General features: G+C 64.5%; 6 protein-coding genes. All 6 read right to left on the bottom strand.

From position 1 onward, the window contains the following. Positions 1–22: 22 nt before the first annotated feature. The 6 genes from FJ980_RS31545 to FJ980_RS31525 are packed head-to-tail and all read right to left on the bottom strand — an operon-like array spanning position 23 to position 1364. Positions 23–292: a hypothetical protein gene (locus FJ980_RS31545; RefSeq protein ID WP_140547431.1), complete on the bottom strand. Its 270-nt coding sequence runs from the start codon at positions 290–292 to the stop codon at positions 23–25. Continuing rightward, complete coding sequence (locus tag FJ980_RS31540; protein WP_140547430.1) at positions 289–519, bottom strand: hypothetical protein; 231 nt, start codon at positions 517–519, stop codon at positions 289–291. Before FJ980_RS31540 ends, FJ980_RS31545 begins: the two co-directional genes overlap by 4 nt. Then, positions 516–662 carry a hypothetical protein gene (locus FJ980_RS34980; protein WP_181175027.1) on the bottom strand — a complete coding sequence of 49 codons (147 nt, stop codon included), beginning with the start codon at positions 660–662 and terminating at the stop codon, positions 516–518. The genes FJ980_RS31540 and FJ980_RS34980 overlap by 4 nt, the downstream gene beginning before the upstream one ends. Continuing rightward, the gene (locus FJ980_RS31535) at positions 659–850 is read right to left on the bottom strand and encodes a hypothetical protein (protein ID WP_140547429.1); all 192 of its coding nucleotides are present in this window, start codon (positions 848–850) and stop codon (positions 659–661) included. Before FJ980_RS31535 ends, FJ980_RS34980 begins: the two co-directional genes overlap by 4 nt. Then, positions 847–1170 (bottom strand): hypothetical protein, encoded by a 324-nt coding sequence (locus FJ980_RS31530; RefSeq protein ID WP_140547428.1) that lies wholly within the window; start codon positions 1168–1170, stop codon positions 847–849. Before FJ980_RS31530 ends, FJ980_RS31535 begins: the two co-directional genes overlap by 4 nt. Continuing rightward, positions 1170–1364, bottom strand: a complete 195-nt coding sequence (locus FJ980_RS31525) for a hypothetical protein (protein WP_140547427.1) — start codon at positions 1362–1364, stop codon at positions 1170–1172. Before FJ980_RS31525 ends, FJ980_RS31530 begins: the two co-directional genes overlap by 1 nt. Positions 1365–1426: the final 62 nt, after the last annotated feature.

Here is a 1426-nt window from a genome sequence, read left to right as displayed (position 1 = left end):
AAGCGGCTGAACGGGCTGTCCATCAGGCCCAGCCCTCCAGAAATTTAACGATCGCCCCATAGACCTGCGTGCGCTCCTCGGAGCCTTCGAAGCCCTCGACCTCCATCGCCATCTTGGCGGCGTCGAGCAACTGCTCAACCACTTCAGTCGTGAACGGTCCCGTCATGACGCCGTCGCCTTCGCGGGCGAACCTCAACAGCTCGGCGCAGGCATCGGCGGCCTGTGATGCCGCGGCGATCGCGAGATCACGATTCCTGACCTCGGCTTCATTTTCGGGAGCGATGTCGATCACGGCCGCACCTCTGCATACCTGCCGTAGCCGTCCATCTCGGCGATGCGCAGTTGACAGCCATCAAAGCCGGAGTAGCCCTGCCATGCGGTCTGGTTGCGTCGGGCGTCGTCAAAGGCGCGTTCCCGAGCCCTCGCCCGAGAGCCCTGGGTTTTGCCGTCCTCGATCGGCACCGAGTTGACGTTCAGCCAGTCATTGCCGCGCAGGACCTGGACGTAGAGCTTGGTCATTTCCTGGTCCTCCGGCGGATATGGCAGCACCCCAACCGGCGCCAGAACGCGACGTAATCGTCGGCATCGATCGGCCGCGCGAACTCGCGGCGGAACATCGGCGCCGGGGGCATGCTGAGTGAGAAGATGGTGACCACGGTCATTCGGCGGCCTCCGCTGCGCGGACAGGCTCGCGGTAGCCAAGCCGGACCTCGAAGGTCCGGACGAGCTCGGCGACCTGGGCGTCCTTACGTAGGCCGTTGCGCTTCGCCCAGTTCAGAACGTCAAAAGCATCGTCGGCGAGCTCGAGCAGCTGCGTACCGGTCAGACGGACCTGGCGATCCGCGCTCATGGCCACACCAGCCAAAGCGCAATGGCGACGACCGCTGTCGCCGCGATGGCGAGGAGCCAGACCACGCGTGGTGGTGGCGGCATCGGGCCGATCGGGTCGTCGTTGAAGTCCGACAGATCGAGATCCAGGGAGTTGTCGTGATGGAGAAAGGGGATCGCGAGATCGTCGTCGAGCGCGTAGTCGAGCGGTGGTACCGGATCGATCTCTTGCTTGATGCCGCGCCGGCGGTTCATCTCATCGACGTAAGTTGCCGACGATATGACGCCGTGGTCGGCCCAAGCGCGGAGCATTCCTTTGGGGATGTTGCCGATCGAGGCCATCAATTCCGGCCCTCCGCATCGCCGAGGATGGCGATCTGCGTCCTGATCGCGTCACGCCGGCGACGCGCCGCACCCATCTCGATTTCGCGACGCTGGCCGTTGTCGATCATGACGGCGCAGACGAGGTCTCGTTCAGCGCGATCAAGCGCGCTGCGCAGGTCGTCGAGAGTTGGGGTGATCGACGGAGCGCTCATCTCAGCGCACCAGCAGGTTCAACACGTAAGCTGCGACGGTCAGCGTCGGCGGCAGCACGAAG

It is taken from the genome of Mesorhizobium sp. B1-1-5 (assembly GCF_006443065.1).
GTDB lineage: Bacteria > Pseudomonadota > Alphaproteobacteria > Rhizobiales > Rhizobiaceae > Mesorhizobium.
The sequence above is the reverse complement of the archived record's forward strand: the minus strand, read 5'-3'. Positions and strand labels throughout refer to the sequence as shown.